The following is a 16439-nucleotide window of genomic DNA, read 5'->3' on the forward strand; positions in this document are numbered from 1 at the left end:
ACTTCCATGTCCAAGGTATATCTGATCGGTGCCGGACCGGGCGCCGGGGACCTGCTCACCCTGCGGGCTGCCAGAATCCTCGCCGACGAGGCCGAAGTGGTGCTCGCCGACGAGCTGGTGTCCGCCGAAGTGCTGGCCCTGGTGCGGCCCCAGGCCCGCATCCTCAAGGTGGGCAAGCGGGGCGGCCGGGCTTCCACCCCCCAGGCCTTCATCGAGCGGCTGATGCTCCGCTACGCCCGCCAGGGCCGCACGGTGGTGCGCCTGAAAGGGGGCGATCCCTTCATGTTCGGGCGGGGAGGGGAGGAGCTGCTGACTCTGCGTACCGCCGGCTTCGCGGCGGAAGTGGTGAGCGGCCTCACCGCCGGCATCGCCGTCCCCGCCACCCTGGGCATTCCCGTCACCCACCGGGGCCTGGCCGCCGGCGTCACCTTCGTCACGGCCCGGGCCGGCACCCAGGGTAGCCCGGAGCCCGACTGGGCCGCCCTGGCGAAAGCCGGCACCACCCTTGTGGTCTACATGGGCCTGGCCCGGCTGGGGGAAATCACCCGCGAATTGCTGGCCGCCGGTATGGCGCCGCACACCCCGGCCGCCGTCATCGCCCAGGGCTGCCAGCCCGGCCAGCAGCAGGTTATCGCCAGCCTGGTCGATCTGCCCGAGGCCGCCACTGGCCTGCCGGCTCCCGCAATCATCGTCATCGGCGCCGTGGTGTCCCTGGCCCGGGCGGACCGGCTGTCCGGTCTAGCCAGCCTGGACAGCCCCCTGCGCCACGCTGCCTGAAGGAATTGATCATGGCAAAACAGAAACTGGTATTGATCGGCAACGGCATGGCCGGGGTACGGACCCTGGAAGAAGTGCTGAAGCTGGCCCCCGAGCAATACGACATCACCGTCTTCGGCGCCGAACCCCACGGCAACTACAACCGCATCCTGCTCTCGCCGGTGCTGGCCGGGGAAATGCAGGTCCAGGACATCATCCTCAACGACCTGGACTGGTACGCCGAGCACGGCATCACCCTGCACGTGGGCAAGCGGGTCACCCAGATCGACCGGATCGGCCGCAAGGTCATCGCCGCCGACGGTACCAGTGCCGAGTACGATCGGCTCTTGATCGCCACCGGCTCCCAGCCCTTCATCCTGCCCGTGCCCGGCAAGGACCTGCCCGGGGTGATCGGCTACCGGGACATCGCCGATACCCAGGTGATGATAGACACCGCCGCCAGCAAGCAGCACGCGGTGGTGATCGGTGCCGGCCTGCTGGGCCTGGAAGCCGCCAACGGCCTGATCCTGCGCGGCATGGACGTGACCGTGGTGCACCTGGGCGAGTGGATCATGGAGCGCCAGCTCGACAAGACCGCCGCCGACATGCTGCAGGCTTCCCTTGAAGCCAAGGGCATGAAGTTCCGCCTGGCCCACCAGACCGCCGAACTGCTGCCCGCCGCAGATGGCAGGGTCGGCGCCGTGAAGTTCAAGAATGGCGAGGAAATCCCCGCTGACCTGGTGGTGATGGCCGCCGGCATCCGCCCGGACACCGCCCTGGCCGAAGCTGCCGGCCTCCATTGCAACCGGGGCATCGTGGTCAGCGACACCCTGCAGACCATCACCGACCCGCGCATCTACGCCGTGGGCGAGTGCGCCGCCCACCGGGGCATCGCCTACGGCCTGGTGGCGCCCCTGTTCGATCAGGCCAAGGTGTGCGCCAACCACCTGGCCCAGATGGGCATCGCCCGCTATCAGGGCTCGGTCACCTCCACCAAGCTCAAGGTCACCGGCATCGACGTGTTTTCCGCCGGCGACTTCATGGGCGGCGAGGGCACCGAGGCGATCCTGCTGCACGACCGCTCCGGCGGCGTGTACAAGAAGCTGGTGCTCAAGGACAACACCCTGGTGGGCGCCGTCATGTACGGGGATACCGTGGATGGCAGCTGGTACTTCCAGTTGCTGCGCGAGGGCAAGGACCTGGGCGAGCTGCGCGACCACCTGATGTTCGGCCAGTCCTACGCCAGTTCCCACCTGGGCGACACGGGCCACGCGGGCGCCAGTTCCGCCGCCAGCCTGCCCGACAGCGCCCAGGTCTGCGGCTGCAACGGGGTGTGCAAGGGCAGCATCGTCAAGGCCATCCAGGAAAAGGGCTTGTTCACCCTGGACGAGGTGAAGAAGCACACCAAGGCGGCTTCCTCCTGCGGTTCCTGTTCCGGCCTGGTGGAGCAGATCCTCGCCTCCACCCTGGGCGGCGCCTACCAGGCGGTGGATACCACCAAGAAGGCCATCTGCGGCTGCACCGACCACAACCACGGGGAAGTGCGCCAGGCGATCCGGGAGCAGAAGCTGCTCTCCATTCCCCAGGTGATGGCAACCCTGGAGTGGAAGACCCCCAACGGCTGCGCCACCTGCCGCCCGGCCCTCAACTATTACCTGGTGTCCACCTGGCCTCACGAGGCCCAGGACGATCCCCAGTCCCGCTTCATCAACGAGCGGGCCCACGCCAACATCCAGAAGGACGGCACCTACAGCGTCGTGCCGCGCATGTGGGGGGGGCTTACCACTCCGGCGGAACTGCGCGCCATCGCTGACGCCGCCGAGAAGTACCAGGTGCCCACGGTCAAGGTCACCGGCGGTCAGCGCATCGACCTGCTGGGGGTCAAGAAGGAAGACCTGCCGAAAATGTGGGAAGACCTCAACGCCGCCGGCATGGTCTCCGGCCATGCCTACGGCAAGTCGATCCGTACCGTGAAGACCTGCGTCGGTGCCGAGCACTGCCGCTTCGGCACCCAGCGTTCCATGGACCTGGGCGTCAAGCTGGAAAAGATGCTGTTCGCCATGTGGTCGCCCCACAAGGTCAAGCTGGCGGTCTCCGGCTGCCCGCGCAACTGCGCCGAATCCGGCATCAAGGACGTGGGCATCATCGGCGTCGATGCCGGTTACGAAATCTACGTGGCCGGCAACGGCGGCATCAAGACCGAGGTGGCCCATTTCTTCTGCAAGGCCAAGGACGACGCGGAAGTGATGGAAATCTCCGGCGCCTTCCTGCAGTTGTACCGGGAGGAGGGCTGGTATCTGGAACGCACCGTCCATTACGTCAGCCGGGTCGGTCTGGATTACGTCAAGGCCCAGGTGGTGGACGACCAGGAAAATCGCAAGGCCCTGCACGAACGCCTGCTGTATGCCCTGCAGGGCGAGCCGGACCCCTGGGCCGAGATCACCCAGGGCCCCCGCCGCAAGGAATTCATCCCCATCACCCTGGTCGCCTGAGGAGCATCCGCATGAGCCAATGGAAAGCAATCTGCCGTCTCGACGATATTCCCCGCCTGGGCGCCCAGGTGGTAGCCCACCCGGAGGGGGACATCGCCCTGTTCCGCACCGCTGACGACTGGGTATTCGCCCTGCGCGACAAATGCCCCCACAAGGGTGGCCCCCTGTCCCAGGGCATCGTCCATGGAGAGCGGGTCACCTGCCCCCTGCACGGCTGGAACCTGGCCCTGGAAACAGGGGAGGCCTGCGCCCCGGACGTGGGCTGCGCCAAGAAGTTTCCCGCCCGGGTTGAGGGCGGGGTGGTGTTGCTGGAGTTGTGATGCTGGTGCGCGCCGGGAAACGTTGCTTTCCGCGCTTGCGGCGCGTCTTACTTTCTCTTGCCTTGCCAAGAGAAAGTAAGCAAAGAGAAGGCGCGCCCACAGTCTTGCCCCGCCTGCGGCGGGGTGCCCTGCGCTGCTCAACGAGCCGGGGCGGCTGCGGAACTCGGACCTGCGGCCCTCAGACAGTCCTCGCCGACTTCCCCCCGGCCCGTCTGCGCTGCTCGGCAAGACAGAGGGCAAGGGGAAAAGCCTCCGAGCTTTACCCGCACAACGTTTCAGCACAGGTGGTTTTTACCTCTCCCCTTGTGGAGCGCCGAGCAACGGAGAGGCTGGCGGAAAAAGGGCGAGGACTGTCTGAGCCGCCTAGCGGCGAGTTCCGCAGCCCCCGCCAGCTTCGAGTAGCGCAGGGCAGTCGGCGTAGCCGACCGCGCAACCAGGGGTCGCCTTTTCTTTGGCTACTTTCTTTTGGCGAAGCAAAAGAAAGTATGCCCGCCCGCAAGGCGGAACGCAGCGTCTAACCAATCGGGGGCCACCATGAGTACCACCCAAGAAACCAAATCCACCTGCCCCTACTGCGGCACCGGCTGCGGCGTCATCATCGAAAGCCAGGACGGGCAGATCACCAACGTGCGCGGCGACCCGGATCACCCCGCCAACTTCGGCAAGTTGTGCACCAAAGGCTCCACCCTGCACCTGTCCGCCGTCCAGACCGGCCGGGCCCTGTACCCGGAACTGCGGACCAGCAAGTCAGCCCCCCGCCAGCGGGTCGGCTGGAATCTCGCCCTGAAGCACGCGGCGGAGCAGTTCGCCCGAGTCATCAAGGAACACGGCCCCGATGCCGTGGCCTTCTACGTCTCCGGCCAGCTGCTCACCGAGGACTACTACGTCTTCAACAAGCTGGCCAAGGGTTTGATCGGCACCAACAACATCGACTCCAATTCCCGCCTCTGCATGTCCTCCGCCGTGGCCGGCTACAAGGCCACCCTGGGGGCCGACAGCGTGCCCTGCAGCTACGAGGATTTCGAGCTGGCCGACCTGTTCTTTCTGGCCGGTTCCAACGCCGCCTGGGCTCACCCCATCCTGTTCCGCCGCATGGAAGAAGCCCGGGGGCAAAGCGGCGCCAGAATGATCGTGGTAGACCCGCGCCGCACCGACACCGCCGCCAGCGCCGACCTGCATCTGCAAATCCTGCCCGGCACCGACGTGGTGCTGTATTCGGCCATGCTGCATGTGCTGCTCTGGGAAGGCCTGGCGGATCAGGCCTTCGTCGCTGCCCATACGGAAGGCTTCGACACCCTGCGCGCAAGCGTGCGGGAGCTGACCCCGGCCGTGGCCGCCCAAATCTGCGGCGTCAAGGCCGAAGACATCGTCACCGCCGCCCGCTGGTTCGGTCAGGCCAAGGCGCCGCTTTCCCTCTGGTGCCAGGGCCTCAACCAGTCGGCCCACGGCACCGCCAACAATGCCGCCCTGATCCACCTGCACCTGGCCACCGGCAGCATCGGCAAGCCGGGCATGGGGCCGTTTTCCCTCACCGGCCAGCCCAACGCCATGGGCGGCCGGGAGGTGGGGGCCATGGCCAATCTGCTCTCCGGCCATCGGGATCTGAGCAATCCGGCCCATCGCCAGGAAATCGCCGAGCTGTGGGGCATTCCCAGCGTTCCCGAACAGCCGGGCCTGACCGCCGTCGAACTGTTCCAGGCGGTGGAAGAGGGCAGGATCAAGGCCCTCTGGATCGCCTGCACCAACCCCGCCCATTCCCTGCCGGACCAGACCCGGGTGCGGGCGGCCCTGGCCCGCTGCGACTTCGTGGTGGTGCAGGAAGCCTTCGCCGACACGGAAACCTGCGCCTACGCCGACCTGCTCCTGCCCGCTGCCACCTGGGGCGAGAAGGAGGGCACGGTCACCAACTCCGAACGGCGCATCAGCCGGGTCCGGGCCGCCATTCCCGCAGCCGGCGAAGCCCGGGGCGACTGGCGCATCGCCCGGGACTTCGCCCTGGCCCTGGGCCAGTCCCTGGGCCAGGCCGAACTGGCCCAGGGACTGTTCGACTACCCCGACACCGCCAGCATCTTTGCCGAACACGCCCGGAGCACCCGGGGCCGCGACCTGGACCTGAGCGGCATCGATTACCCCCTGCTGGAACAGGCCGGTCCCCAGACCTGGCCCCGGCCCGATCCCGAGCACCCCGGCCCGGCCCGCCTCTATGGCGACGGCCGCTTCGCCACGCCCTCCGGCAAGGCCCGTTTCCTACCCCTGGGCGAGACCTTAGCCAAGGCCCAGCGGGCCGAGGCAACCAGCGCCCGTTATCCCTTCAGCCTCAACACCGGCCGCCTGCGGGACCAATGGCACGGCATGAGCCGCACCGGACGGGTCGCCGCCCTGCAGGCCCACGAAGCCCAGCCCCGCCTGCATCTCAACCCGGGCGACATGGCCCGCCGCAATCTGGAGGAGGGGGACTGGGCCCAGGTCAGCAACAAGCGCGGCCACAGCCTCTGGCAGGTTTCCGCCCGCCCCGAAATCGCCCCCGCCCAGGCCTACCTGCCCATGCACTGGGGCGAAATGGTCACCGGCACCCCGGGCGCCAATCTGTTCACCCTGGGCGCCACCGACCCGGTCTCCCGCCAGCCCGAACTCAAGCATGCGGCCGTCCGCATCGACAAGGTGGAACTGACGCAAAAACTGGTGGCCCTGCGCACCACTGCCCCAGGCCAGGAGGGCAGGGAACAGGTGCTGATCTGGCGCCAGCGCCTGGGGAGCATCCTGCCCCAGGACGGCAGCGCCACCCTGACCCTGGCCGGCCGGGAGCGGCCGGTGCTGCATTTGCAGTGGGCCTGGTCCCCGGAACATGCGGCCCCTGACCTCCAGGCCGAATGCCTGGAACAGGTAGCCCGGGCCCTGGACCTGCCGGAGGACCAGTCCTTGGTGTATCTGGACGAACGGCGCGGCATCATCAAGCGGGCCCTGGTGGAAGCCGACAATCTCACCGGCCTGGTCTTTGCCGGGGAAACCGCCGCCACCGGCTGGCTGCTGGAGGCCCTGGTGGAGCAACGGGCCATGCAGGACCTGAAACCCTGGCTGTTCGCTCCCCGTTCCCAGCCTCCGGCCGGCGGCATCTCCCGTGGGCGTATCGTCTGCAACTGCATGAATGTGGGAGAAAACCAGATCCGGGAAGCCCTGGCCGCCGGTGCCACCCTGGAGGTCCTGCAGACGGAACTGCGTTGCGGCACCGGCTGCGGCGCCTGCATGCCGGAGCTGAGACGCCTGAGCAAGCAGACCTGAAAACATGTCTTTTCTCGCAGAAAAGTTGACTTTCCTTTTTTTGAAACTATAATGCGCACCTATTCGAGGCGGCAGTAGCTCAGTTGGTAGAGCGCAACCTTGCCAAGGTTGAGGTCGAGAGTTCGAGACTCTTCTGCCGCTCCAATCTATCTGGGGAAAGCACTTCGCTTTCCCTTTTTAGTTGATTCGAATAGAGTTTCAGCACGGCGCGATAGCAAAGCGGTTATGCACCGGATTGCAAATCCGGCTAGTCCAGTTCGACTCTGGATCGCGCCTCCAGAATTTAAGCAATAAATTCAGCAACATAGCCCGCCAAGTGCGGGCTTTTTGTTTTTCCTGGGCCGCATCCCCGGTCAAAACTGCCCCGTTCAGGCTACATTTCCACCTCAAACCGATTGGCGTGAGCGGTCAAACCGCTCCGAATCCGTGTAAGCCGGTGCGGCTCCGGCTCGCACCTCCAGAATCAAAAAAGCCAACTCGGGAGCTGGCTTTTCTCGTCAGCCGACCGTCACTTCACCTGGCGCCGCCAGTCTTCCAGCAGGGCCTGCGCAGAAGCCTTGCGGCTCTCGTCAAGGGAGTACCCGAACACCGCACTGCTGCGCCCCGGCAGGGACACCGTGTAACCGGAGTAGCCCCGGTTTTCCCTACGGGCGATGGCGACAAAGCGGCGCCCCTGGTATTCCGTCCAGAAATCCGAAGCTTCCATACCTTTGCTGTCCTCCTGGTGCAAGAGGACCCGCCCCTCCCATTCACCGCCCACGCCGGCAACCTTGAGCAGATACAGGCCCTTTTCCTGGAGCGGCGCCAGGTACAGCTGCGCCCCCTCGGGACCGGAATAGACCTTCACACTGCCCTCCACCCGCATTTCAGCAGGATTGACCTTGGGCAGTTTATCGGGGAGCTCGGCTGGAGCCACCTGGGGCGCCTGGGCTTCCGGCTGACAGGCAACAACCTTGCGCCCCTGCTTGAGCAGGGTAGGGCAGAGGGATTTCACCAGGTAAGTGCTGGGGGAGGGCTGCTGCAGCTCCTTCTCCAGGAACGGCAGCACCGTACTCCCGCAATGCCCTTCGAGGAGTTTTACAGCCCTTTGCTGATCAGGGTAATCCGTAGGCAGCTCCAGGGCGGAGAGCATGGAAAGGGCGAAATCCTGGTCTGCACAGACCTGGCTGGCCTGCTTGCCCTGCAAGGCCTTTTCAAAGAAGCGCAGCCCTGCCCAGGGCCTGAAATTCAGCCGCGCCGCTTTACCGGCTTGATAGGCCTCCCCGGGTTTGCGGGCCACATAAGCCTCCAGGGACTCCAGGCAACGTTCCGGCGCGTAGGCCTGCAGACAGGACTCCAGGTCCTGCAGCCGCTTCAGTTTGACATCAGCCGCCCCGGTCTGGGCGACGGAAGCCGCGGAAAGGCTTGCCAGAAGCAGGGCCAGACTCGTTTTCTTCATCAACAAATCCTCTGTTCATATTTGAATTTGTCATTTTAAGGCAAAGGACATTTTTTTCACGACCGAAGAAGGAAAACAGGATGCTTTTCCCTCTTGCCAGGATTCTTCCAGGGGGGTATCATGCGCGCCTTCCTGATGCAGGAACGGGCGGCAGTAGCTCAGTTGGTAGAGCGCAACCTTGCCAAGGTTGAGGTCGAGAGTTCGAGACTCTTCTGCCGCTCCAGAATTTGCACAGCACAGTTTTCACCGGATTTGCGGCAGTAGCTCAGTTGGTAGAGCGCAACCTTGCCAAGGTTGAGGTCGAGAGTTCGAGACTCTTCTGCCGCTCCAGACAAGAAAAGGGAAAGCCGATCCGGCTTTCCCTTTTTTACATCTATCCACCGCCCGGGTGGTGAAATTGGTAAACACAGCGGACTTAAAATCCGCCGCCGCAAGGCCTACGGGTTCAAGTCCCGTCCCGGGCACCATTCCGGTTTTCAGCCATGAAAACACCCCATCCCTCGGCCTCCCGCTTCCAGCAGCTCTTCCTGTTGTTGCATCTGCTGGCCTGTCTGGGTCTGTGGCTGACCGTCGGGTTACAAACCCGCCCCCAGGCGCTCCCGGACCTGCATCTGGCGGAAGGGGAGAAGCTCGCTTGCGTTTCCTACGCCCCCTACCATCTACCTGGCCAGACCCCCCTGGATCCCGACACCCGGATTTCCCGGGAACAGATTGCCAGTGATCTGGCTGCATTGGCGCCCCTGACCCGCTGTATCCGCATATACGCGGTCAACCAGGGTCTGGAGCTGGTACCTGAAATTGCTGCCCAACTTGGGCTCAAGGTCCTGCTAGGTGCCTGGATAGGTCACGATCCAGCCCTGAATCGCCAGGAGCTCGAGACGGCCATCCAACTGGCCAACCGTCATCCCAAAGTTATACGGGGCCTGATCGTGGGTAACGAAGTCCTGCTGCGCCGGGAACAATCGGAAGCAGCCCTGAAAGCCTTGCTGGATGAAGCCCGGAGCCGGGTGCAGGTCCCTGTCACCTACGCGGATGTGTGGGAATTCTGGTTACGCCACCCCAGCCTTGCCGACAGCGTGGATTTCATCACCGTCCACATCCTGCCTTACTGGGAAGACGAGCCGGTGGCCGTGGATCAGGCAGTGTCCCACGTAGGCCAGGTCCGGCAACAACTACTGGAACACTATGGCAAACCGGTGCTGATCGGCGAAACCGGCTGGCCCAGCCAGGGCCGGCAGCGGGAAGCAGCCCGCCCGGGAAAGGTGGAGCAGGCCCGATACATCCGCAGCTTCGTTCATGAGGCCCACCGCCGGGACTGGGATTACAACCTGATCGAGGCCATAGACCAACCCTGGAAACGCCATCTGGAAGGCACGGTAGGGGGATATTGGGGCATCCTGGATACGGACTTGCACGCCAATTTCCCTTTCCAGGGCCCGGTAGCCCAGAGGAATTCGCTAACCGCTCTGGTCCTGGCCAGCGCTGGCGGCCTCATGCTCTTCGGCCTCCTGGCCCTGATCCGTAAAAGACCACGCCAGGATCTGGTGGCTGCCGCCATCGCGGGAGTCTGGACGGGAAGCGCCAGCTGGCTGGCCTGGGAACACGGCCTGATGGCTTATCGCAATTCATGGGAGTGGAGCGTACTTGGCGGCATTGCCCTGGCGGGGGGACTGCTGGCCCTGGCCCACGCTGCAGGCGCCCGGGCCCGCCAGCCCTTCATGATGGCTGACGCCACCATTCAGGCAAGAATACTGCCCGGCCTGCGTTCGGGAATACTGTTTGCTGCCGCAACCGCATCCCTGCTGCTCCTGGCCGATCCCCGCTACCGGGATTTTCCTTACTGGCTGTATCTGCTTCCCCTGCCAACCCTGGCCGCTCTGGCCTGGTCAGGAACGGTCCAGACCGGAAGGGAGGAGGGCATCCTGGCCGTAGTGATCATGCTGTGCGGACTGGGGCGCTGGCTCATGGAGCCGGGTAACCCCGAGGCTCAGGCCTGGGCCATGCTCTGTCTGTTATTGGGACTCACCGGTCTGGTCAGGATCAGCAAGGCCAGCAAAACCGCTGGGGCCGAAGCATCGAAGCAGTAAAGCACCAGTCCCATGATGGCAGCCCCCCAGGCCAGCCAGGCCAGCATCCGAAAACGCGGCACCAGTGCCAGCAGGGCCGCCCCCAGGCTCAGGATTCCAAGCCGGTTCTGGCTGAACAACTCGATGACCCACTGACGCACGACACAACGTCCATCCAGCCCCTGGGCGCACAGTACGCCCAGCCCCTCGGCCTCCACCAGCCCATGACGCAAGCCCAGGGCCACCCCCAAAGCAGCCATGCCTGTCAGGAACAACACATTCCGGCTCATCCTGTTCAAATCTCCTCGTGATGCCAGACGCCCAAGCTTTTGTGATCGCTCCACAATTTTACATAATAAAAATTATGCGCAGTCAAGGATGGATATCCATTGGATATTGGCACTGCGCTGCCCCAGGCCTGCAGGAAAAGAACTAAAGCTTCCGGATGGTGCGTTACCCAGGCGGTTCATGCTGCCAATTTACTGGATCTGGATCTTGACGGCCTTGCCGGGCAAGGCGCCATGGGCCTTCAGGTAGTCGGCGGCATCGGTATTGCGTGTCTTGATGGCCCAATCCAGAGCGCTTTCACCGCTGGCGGTCTGCTTGTTGAGGTCGGCTCCGGCCTGGACCAGCAGCGCCAGGATATCCATGAACCCGCCCCGGGCGGCTGCCATGGCCGCAGTCATGCCATTCTCGCTGACGGCATTGATGTCTGCGCCCTTGTTCATCAGGAACTGCACCACCGGCAGGTGCCCGTTGAACGCTGCGTAGATCAGCGGTGTCCAGCCTTCCATGTTGATCTGGGCGCCGGCCTCCACCAGGCGTTGCACCATGGGCAGATCCCCCTGGTAAGCGGCGATGCGCAGGGCAGAATCTCCGTGCCGGTTGCGGGCGTTGATTTTGGCGCGCTGGCCGATGAACAGGTTCACCAGTTCCAGGTTCCCTTCCCGGACGGCCAGCATCAACAGGGTGTTGCCCTCGCTGTCCGAGGTATTCACATCCATGCCCCGGTTCAGCAGCTCAATCACCGTGCCCTTATCCCCCAGCTTGACCGCCGACATCATGTCGTCATAGACAGCGGCAGAGGTGATGCAGGGAATCGCCACCATCAGGGCGCAGGCCAGTTGCCGGACTTTCGGAAAAATGATCATGGTGCAAGAACCTCGCGGGTCTGGGGAAACAGGGTGAAGAAGTTGTTACTGGTGGCCACGGCCAGATCCGGGAATTCCATGCCCCGCAGGCGGGCGATTTCCTCGGCCACGAACCGGACATAGCCGGGCTGGTTGAGCTTGCCCCGGTAGGGGGCCGGGGCAAGATAAGGCGCATCGGTCTCCACCAGAATGCGATCCAGGGGCGCCTTGCTGGCCACCTCCTTGACCTGGGTGGCATTCTTGAAGGTCACGATCCCGGAGAAGGACAGATAGAAACCCAGATCCAGGGCCCGGCGGGCGATTTCCCAGCTTTCCGTGAAGCAGTGCATGATGCCGCCCACTGTAGCAGCCCCCTCTTCTTCCAGGAGCCGCAGGGTATCCTCGGCGGAGTCGCGGGTGTGGATGACGAGGGGCTTGCCTGCGGCTCTGGCTGCGCGGATATGGGTGCGAAAACGCTGCCGCTGCCACTCGGGCTTGTCCTTGTGCCAGTAGTAGTCGAGGCCGGTCTCGCCGATGGCAATCACCTTGGGGTGCGCGGCAAGGGCCTCCAGCCGCGCCTGATCCGGTTCGTCCACATCAGCATACTCGGGATGCAGGCCCACGCTGGCAAAGAGATGGGGATGCTGTTCCGCCAGGGCCAGGACCCCGGGGAAATCTTCCATGTTCACCCCGATGCACAGGGCGCCGGCCACCCCATTCTGTTGCATGGCTTCCAGGAGTTGCGGCAACTGCCCGGCCAGATCGGGGAAATCCAGGTGGCAGTGGGAATCGACCAGCATCGTCCGGTCAGAGGGTATGGGTGGGCCGGGTGGAATTGAGCACCCCGGCCAGCAGCCCTTCTATCTTGCGCCGGGCCTCCTGGCCGCTTTCATCGGCGTTGAAGTGGATGCCTATCCCCTGGGCCCGGTTGTTCTGGGCTCCGGCAGGGGTGGTCCACACCACCTTGCCGGCAATGGGCAGCTTGGCCGGATCCTCCATCAGGGACAAGAGCATGAACACCTCGTCACCCAGGGCGTAATTGCGGGTGGTGGGAATGAAGATGCCGCCATTCTTGAGCATCGGCATGAAGGCCGCGTAGAGGGCGGACTTGGAGTTGATGTTCAGGGAAAGTACGCTGGGACGAGGCGTTGCGGCTTTTGCAGGTTGACTCATTATTGGCTTTCACTCCACGAACAGGGCGCGATAGCTGAAAAAAAACTGTTCCAGAAAGAGGCGGACATTGAGAGGGTGCTCACTTTCGCGCCTCAGTTTCAGTAGCTGGCGATAGAAACGGACCAGCTTCACCGGATTGCTCTTACCGGCCAAGGCCTCGATTCTAGCGCGTTGCTGCATATAAAAACGAATCGGCAGCCCCTGAACCGCCAGATTCAGGTCCACCAGCCACTTCTGGGACCAATCCACCAGCTGGGGCAAGGGATTTTCTCCCTTCACCGCCTTCAGGGTCTTTTCCAGGGACGCGGCCGTGGCGATCACCTCCAGCCGCCCCCCCTGCCCCAGGGCCTGGGTCAGGGATTCCATCCAGTCGCTCCCGGTCTTTTCCGCCAGCCCCAGCGCCAGGCCCGGGGCCCCCCCGGCCAGGGCCAGCCAGGTTTCCGCGTCACTGACACCGGCCGCCGTCAGGAAGCGCACGGCGGACTCCCGGGACGGCAAACCTACAGGCAGGGACTGACAGCGGCTACGCAAGGTGGGCAACAAGCGCATGGGCTCATTGGAAACCAATAAAAACAATGTACCTGGCGGCGGTTCTTCAAGTACTTTAAGAATTGCATTGGCCGCATTGCGGTTCAGGGTTTCAGCCGGATGCACAAGAATGATGCGCAGCCCCTGCCGGTGAGTTCCCACTGCGAAGAAGTCGTCCAGCTCCCGCACCTGATCGATGGTGATCTGCTGTCCGCCGCGCTTGGCCTTGTCGCCGGCCTCGCCCCCCTCCTCCGCCAGCCGCTGGGCCTCCGGCTGCAGGACGCGGAAATCCGGGTGGTTGCCCTGTTCGAACCAGCGGCAGGCCAGGCAGCTGCCACAGGCCCGGCCATCCGGCTGAGGCATTTCACACAGCAAACCGGCGGCAAAAGCCGTGGCCAGCTCCACCTTGCCCAACCCCCGGACCCCGCTGAGCAACAGGGCGTGGGGCAGCTTGGCGCGCCAGTCCTGCAGGCGCTGCCAGCTGCCGGCATGGAGCTCGATGCTGTTCATGCCCCGGCCGCCAGCAGCAGTTGTTCCAGTTGCAGGCGGATTACTTCCAGAGGCTGCTCCCCGTCGATGACGCGAAAGCGCTGGGCGTGAGCTGCAGCCCGATCCAGATAGGCGAGGCGCACCCGCTCATGGAATTGGGCCTGCTCTTGCTCGAACCTGTCCAGATGCCGGTTGGCCAGGGCGATACGGCTCCGGGCCACGGCACAGGGCACGTCGAACAGCAGGGTCAGGTCCGGCTGGCAATCCCCATGGACCCACTGCTCCAGCTGGGCCAGCTTGTGCCGGTCCAGCCCCCGGCCTCCGCCCTGGTAGGCGTGGGTGGCATCGGTGAAGCGGTCGCAGACCACCCATTCGCCCCGGGCCAGGGCCGGCAGGATGACCTGGGCCAGATGTTCCCGGCGGGCGGCGAACATCAGCAGGGTCTCGGTTTCCAGGTGCATGGGTTCGGCCAGCAGCCATTCCCGCAGTTTTTCTCCCAGGGGCGTACCGCCGGGCTCCCGGGTAGAGACCACCTGGTGCCCCCGGCCCCGCAGGAACTCCACCAGCCATTCCACATGGCTGCTCTTGCCGGCACCATCTATGCCTTCCAGGGTAATGAATCTGCCGCTCACGGGTGCTCCGTTCAATCAACGACCGCGCCGCTGGTAGCGGTTCACGGCCTGGTTATGTTCATCCAGGGATGCGGAAAAATGGCTGCTGCCGTCGCCCCGCGCCACGAAATAGAGGGCATTGGTGCGGGCCGGGTGCAGGGCCGCCCGCAGGGAAGCCAGGCTGGGCATGGCGATGGGCGTGGGCGGCAGGCCGACGCGGGTATAGGTGTTGTGGGGGGTATCGGTCTGCAGGTCCACCTTGCGCAGGTTGCCATCGAAACGCTCCCCCAGACCATAGATCACCGTGGGATCGGTCTGCAGGCGCATGCCCTGGCGCAGGCGATTGACAAACACCCCGGCCACCAGGGGCCGGTCCGCCTCCACGCCGGTCTCCTTCTCCACGATGGAGGCCATGATCAGGGCTTCGTAGGCATTGCGGTAGGGCAGCCCCGGGTCCCGGGCAGCCCATTCCCGCTCCAGGTGTTTCTGCATGGCCTTGGCCGCCCGGGCCAGGAGTTCCAGGTCGGAGGAATACTTGTCCACCAAGTAGGTATCGGGAAAGAACATGCCCTCCGCCGCCTGACCCGCCAGGCCCAGGCGGGCCATCAGCTCCGCTTCGGAAAGCTGCCCGGCCAGGAGTTCAAGGCCGGGCTGACGAGCCATCTGGGCCCGCCACTGGCGGAAGGTCCAGCCCTCCACCAGCCGCAGCTCCAGCTGCAGCACCTTGCCCTGGACCAGGGTATCGAGCAACTGTTCCGGGGTGATGCCCCTTTCGATGCCATAGGTCCCCGCCCGGATCGCCCCTTCCTTGCCCAGCAGACGGGCCGCCAGGACCAGCAGATCCGGCTGCACCGGCACCCCGGCCTGATCCAGAACCCGGGCCACGGCGCGCAAACCGCTGCCCTGGGCCACCCGGAATTCCACCGTGGCCGCAGGCAGCTCCAGGGGGCGGGTGAACCAGACGTAAAAAGCACCGCCGGCCAGGACGCCAAGGAGGATGCAAAAAACCAGGGTACGCAGCAGAAACTTCACGACAGGATCAGGTCAAAGAGACAGGCCGCCCGGCCCGGCTGTGGAGGGAACGGGCGCTATAATAGCCCAAACCCCTTACGCGAGGTCCCATGAATCCCCAAGCCAACCCCTGGCTGCAAGCCCTGGGCGCCGCTGGCGCCCGCTTCAATCCGGACAACACGGAAATCCTGGACTTCGGTCAGCCCGGCCAGGAACTGCAGCAAGCCGCCACCGGCTCCATCCTGGTTCCCCTGCTCCAGCTGGCCTGCATCGAAGCCGGCGGTCCCGATGCCAAATCCTTCCTGCACAGCCAGTTCACCAACGATGTGAACCACCTCCAGCCCGGCCAGGCCCAGCTCTCGTCCTGGTGTAACGCCAAGGGACGGATGCAGGCCAGCTTCATCAACTATCCCCTGGAGCAGAGCTACCGCCTGCTGATGGCCGCCGAACTGGTGCCTCCCATCTTGAAACGCCTGCAGATGTTCGTGCTGCGCTCCCAGGTGCAGCTAGCCGATCTGTCCGGGCAGCTGGGTCACCTGGGCCTGGCCGGAACAGCTGCTGCCCCGGCCCTGGCCGCCGCCGGCCTGCCGGTGCCCGACGCGCCCATGAGTACGGCAGTCCAGGACCAGGTCTGCGTCATCCGCCTGGCGGATGGCCGCTTCATCGTGGCGGCTCCTCAAGAAATCCTGCCCACCCTGTGGCAACAACTCTCCGCCCACCTCCCTGCCGCCGGCCTGCCCGCCTGGCACTGGCTGGACGTTCAGGCCGCCCTACCCTGGGTTACCGGCGCCACCCGGGAGGAATTCGTGCCCCAGATGGCCGATTTCGAAAAGATGGGCGGGGTCAGTTTCCACAAGGGCTGCTACCCGGGTCAGGAAGTGGTGGCCCGCACCCAGTATCTGGGCAAGGTCAAACGCCATCTCTACCGCCTGAAGAGCCCCGTGCCCCTGGCTGCCGGCGAGCATCTGCACTCCCCGGCCAGTCCCGACCAGGCCGCAGGCCAGGTGCTGGTCTGCGCCCCTGACCCTGCCGGCGCCTACGTGGCCCTGGCCGTGGTTTTAGCCCCCGGGGCCGAGGACCTGCACCAGGGCGATGCCAGCGGCCCGCTGCTGGAGGCCGTGGCCGTCAATCCCTGAGGGCTCCCCG

Annotated in this window: 14 protein-coding genes and 5 tRNA genes; 11 read left to right on the forward strand and 8 right to left on the reverse strand. The window is 64.8% G+C overall.

Annotated features, from left to right (window positions below; genetic code table 11):
• The first annotated feature begins 6 nt into the window (after positions 1 to 6).
• The 6 genes from cobA (at position 7) to G474_RS0100505 (ending at position 7126) form a co-directional block, all read left to right on the forward strand.
• Positions 7 to 777, forward strand: coding sequence for a uroporphyrinogen-III C-methyltransferase (gene cobA, locus G474_RS0100480; RefSeq protein WP_026685274.1), 771 nt, complete (start codon positions 7 to 9; stop codon positions 775 to 777).
• Positions 778 to 788: 11 nt separating this feature from the next.
• The gene (gene nirB, locus G474_RS0100485; protein WP_026685275.1) at positions 789 to 3248 is read left to right on the forward strand and encodes a nitrite reductase large subunit NirB; all 2460 of its coding nucleotides are present in this window, start codon (positions 789 to 791) and stop codon (positions 3246 to 3248) included.
• An 11-nt stretch (positions 3249 to 3259) separates the two neighbouring features.
• Positions 3260 to 3568 carry a nitrite reductase small subunit NirD gene (gene nirD / locus G474_RS0100490; RefSeq protein ID WP_026685276.1) on the forward strand — a complete coding sequence of 103 codons (309 nt, stop codon included), beginning with the start codon at positions 3260 to 3262 and terminating at the stop codon, positions 3566 to 3568.
• Between the two features lie 534 nt (positions 3569 to 4102).
• Entirely contained in the window at positions 4103 to 6847 is a 2745-nt protein-coding gene (locus G474_RS0100495) for a nitrate reductase (RefSeq protein ID WP_026685277.1), read from the forward strand.
• Between the two features lie 68 nt (positions 6848 to 6915).
• Positions 6916 to 6991, forward strand: a tRNA-Gly gene (locus G474_RS0100500).
• A 61-nt stretch (positions 6992 to 7052) separates the two neighbouring features.
• Positions 7053 to 7126 (forward strand) — tRNA-Cys (locus G474_RS0100505).
• Between the two features lie 229 nt (positions 7127 to 7355).
• On the opposite strand, the gene G474_RS0100510 is transcribed toward G474_RS0100505, so the two are convergent.
• Positions 7356 to 8285 (reverse strand): hypothetical protein, encoded by a 930-nt coding sequence (locus G474_RS0100510; protein ID WP_026685278.1) that lies wholly within the window; start codon positions 8283 to 8285, stop codon positions 7356 to 7358.
• A gap of 147 nt (positions 8286 to 8432) precedes the next feature.
• Here G474_RS0100510 and G474_RS0100515 point away from each other — a divergent pair.
• The 4 genes from G474_RS0100515 (at position 8433) to G474_RS0100530 (ending at position 10372) form a co-directional block, all read left to right on the forward strand.
• Positions 8433 to 8508, forward strand: a tRNA-Gly gene (locus G474_RS0100515).
• 31 nt (positions 8509 to 8539) lie between these two features.
• A tRNA-Gly gene (locus G474_RS0100520) sits at positions 8540 to 8615 on the forward strand.
• Positions 8616 to 8667: 52 nt separating this feature from the next.
• A tRNA-Leu gene (locus G474_RS0100525) sits at positions 8668 to 8752 on the forward strand.
• Between the two features lie 15 nt (positions 8753 to 8767).
• The gene (locus G474_RS0100530; protein WP_026685279.1) at positions 8768 to 10372 is read left to right on the forward strand and encodes a glycoside hydrolase family 17 protein; all 1605 of its coding nucleotides are present in this window, start codon (positions 8768 to 8770) and stop codon (positions 10370 to 10372) included.
• On the opposite strand, the gene G474_RS23080 is transcribed toward G474_RS0100530, so the two are convergent.
• The 7 genes from G474_RS23080 to mltG all read right to left on the reverse strand — a co-directional run bounded on the left by G474_RS23080 (position 10273) and on the right by mltG (position 15314).
• Entirely contained in the window at positions 10273 to 10641 is a 369-nt protein-coding gene (locus tag G474_RS23080) for a hypothetical protein (RefSeq protein WP_156919093.1), read from the reverse strand. The genes G474_RS0100530 and G474_RS23080 overlap by 100 nt on opposite strands.
• A gap of 189 nt (positions 10642 to 10830) precedes the next feature.
• A complete protein-coding gene (locus tag G474_RS18900; protein ID WP_051281597.1) occupies positions 10831 to 11502 on the reverse strand; it encodes an ankyrin repeat domain-containing protein in 672 nt (223 codons plus the stop codon).
• Complete coding sequence (locus G474_RS0100540) at positions 11499 to 12281, reverse strand: TatD family hydrolase (protein WP_026685280.1); 783 nt, start codon at positions 12279 to 12281, stop codon at positions 11499 to 11501. The genes G474_RS18900 and G474_RS0100540 overlap by 4 nt, the downstream gene beginning before the upstream one ends.
• A 7-nt stretch (positions 12282 to 12288) precedes the next feature.
• Positions 12289 to 12654 (reverse strand): PilZ domain-containing protein, encoded by a 366-nt coding sequence (locus G474_RS0100545; RefSeq protein ID WP_026685281.1) that lies wholly within the window; start codon positions 12652 to 12654, stop codon positions 12289 to 12291.
• 9 nt (positions 12655 to 12663) lie between these two features.
• The gene (gene holB, locus G474_RS0100550; RefSeq protein ID WP_026685282.1) at positions 12664 to 13692 is read right to left on the reverse strand and encodes a DNA polymerase III subunit delta'; all 1029 of its coding nucleotides are present in this window, start codon (positions 13690 to 13692) and stop codon (positions 12664 to 12666) included.
• Positions 13689 to 14303, reverse strand: coding sequence for a dTMP kinase (gene tmk / locus G474_RS0100555; RefSeq protein ID WP_026685283.1), 615 nt, complete (start codon positions 14301 to 14303; stop codon positions 13689 to 13691). The genes holB and tmk overlap by 4 nt, the downstream gene beginning before the upstream one ends.
• A gap of 15 nt (positions 14304 to 14318) precedes the next feature.
• A complete protein-coding gene (mltG, locus tag G474_RS0100560) occupies positions 14319 to 15314 on the reverse strand; it encodes an endolytic transglycosylase MltG (RefSeq protein ID WP_026685284.1) in 996 nt (331 codons plus the stop codon).
• Positions 15315 to 15403: 89 nt separating this feature from the next.
• Between mltG and ygfZ the strand changes: the two genes are divergently transcribed.
• Positions 15404 to 16429 carry a CAF17-like 4Fe-4S cluster assembly/insertion protein YgfZ gene (gene ygfZ, locus G474_RS0100565; RefSeq protein ID WP_026685285.1) on the forward strand — a complete coding sequence of 342 codons (1026 nt, stop codon included), beginning with the start codon at positions 15404 to 15406 and terminating at the stop codon, positions 16427 to 16429.
• The last annotated feature ends 10 nt before the right edge of the window (positions 16430 to 16439 follow it).

The sequence above is a fragment of the Azovibrio restrictus DSM 23866 genome, from assembly GCF_000429665.1.
In the GTDB taxonomy this organism is placed as follows: Bacteria; Pseudomonadota; Gammaproteobacteria; order Burkholderiales; family Rhodocyclaceae; genus Azovibrio; species Azovibrio restrictus.

What these genes read in the sequence shown, in the direction of transcription:
- cobA (WP_026685274.1), top strand. Translation starts at nt 7, where the DNA reads ATGTCCAAGGTATATCTGATCGGTGCCGGACCGGGCGCCGGGGACCTG.
- nirB (WP_026685275.1), top strand. Translation starts at nt 789, where the DNA reads ATGGCAAAACAGAAACTGGTATTGATCGGCAACGGCATGGCCGGGGTA.
- nirD (WP_026685276.1), top strand. Translation starts at nt 3,260, where the DNA reads ATGAGCCAATGGAAAGCAATCTGCCGTCTCGACGATATTCCCCGCCTG.
- G474_RS0100495 (WP_026685277.1), top strand. Translation starts at nt 4,103, where the DNA reads ATGAGTACCACCCAAGAAACCAAATCCACCTGCCCCTACTGCGGCACC.
- G474_RS0100510 (WP_026685278.1), bottom strand. Translation starts at nt 8,285, where the DNA reads ATGAAGAAAACGAGTCTGGCCCTGCTTCTGGCAAGCCTTTCCGCGGCT.
- G474_RS0100530 (WP_026685279.1), top strand. Translation starts at nt 8,768, where the DNA reads ATGAAAACACCCCATCCCTCGGCCTCCCGCTTCCAGCAGCTCTTCCTG.
- G474_RS23080 (WP_156919093.1), bottom strand. Translation starts at nt 10,641, where the DNA reads ATGAGCCGGAATGTGTTGTTCCTGACAGGCATGGCTGCTTTGGGGGTG.
- G474_RS18900 (WP_051281597.1), bottom strand. Translation starts at nt 11,502, where the DNA reads ATGATCATTTTTCCGAAAGTCCGGCAACTGGCCTGCGCCCTGATGGTG.
- G474_RS0100540 (WP_026685280.1), bottom strand. Translation starts at nt 12,281, where the DNA reads ATGCTGGTCGATTCCCACTGCCACCTGGATTTCCCCGATCTGGCCGGG.
- G474_RS0100545 (WP_026685281.1), bottom strand. Translation starts at nt 12,654, where the DNA reads ATGAGTCAACCTGCAAAAGCCGCAACGCCTCGTCCCAGCGTACTTTCC.
- holB (WP_026685282.1), bottom strand. Translation starts at nt 13,692, where the DNA reads ATGAACAGCATCGAGCTCCATGCCGGCAGCTGGCAGCGCCTGCAGGAC.
- ygfZ (WP_026685285.1), top strand. Translation starts at nt 15,404, where the DNA reads ATGAATCCCCAAGCCAACCCCTGGCTGCAAGCCCTGGGCGCCGCTGGC.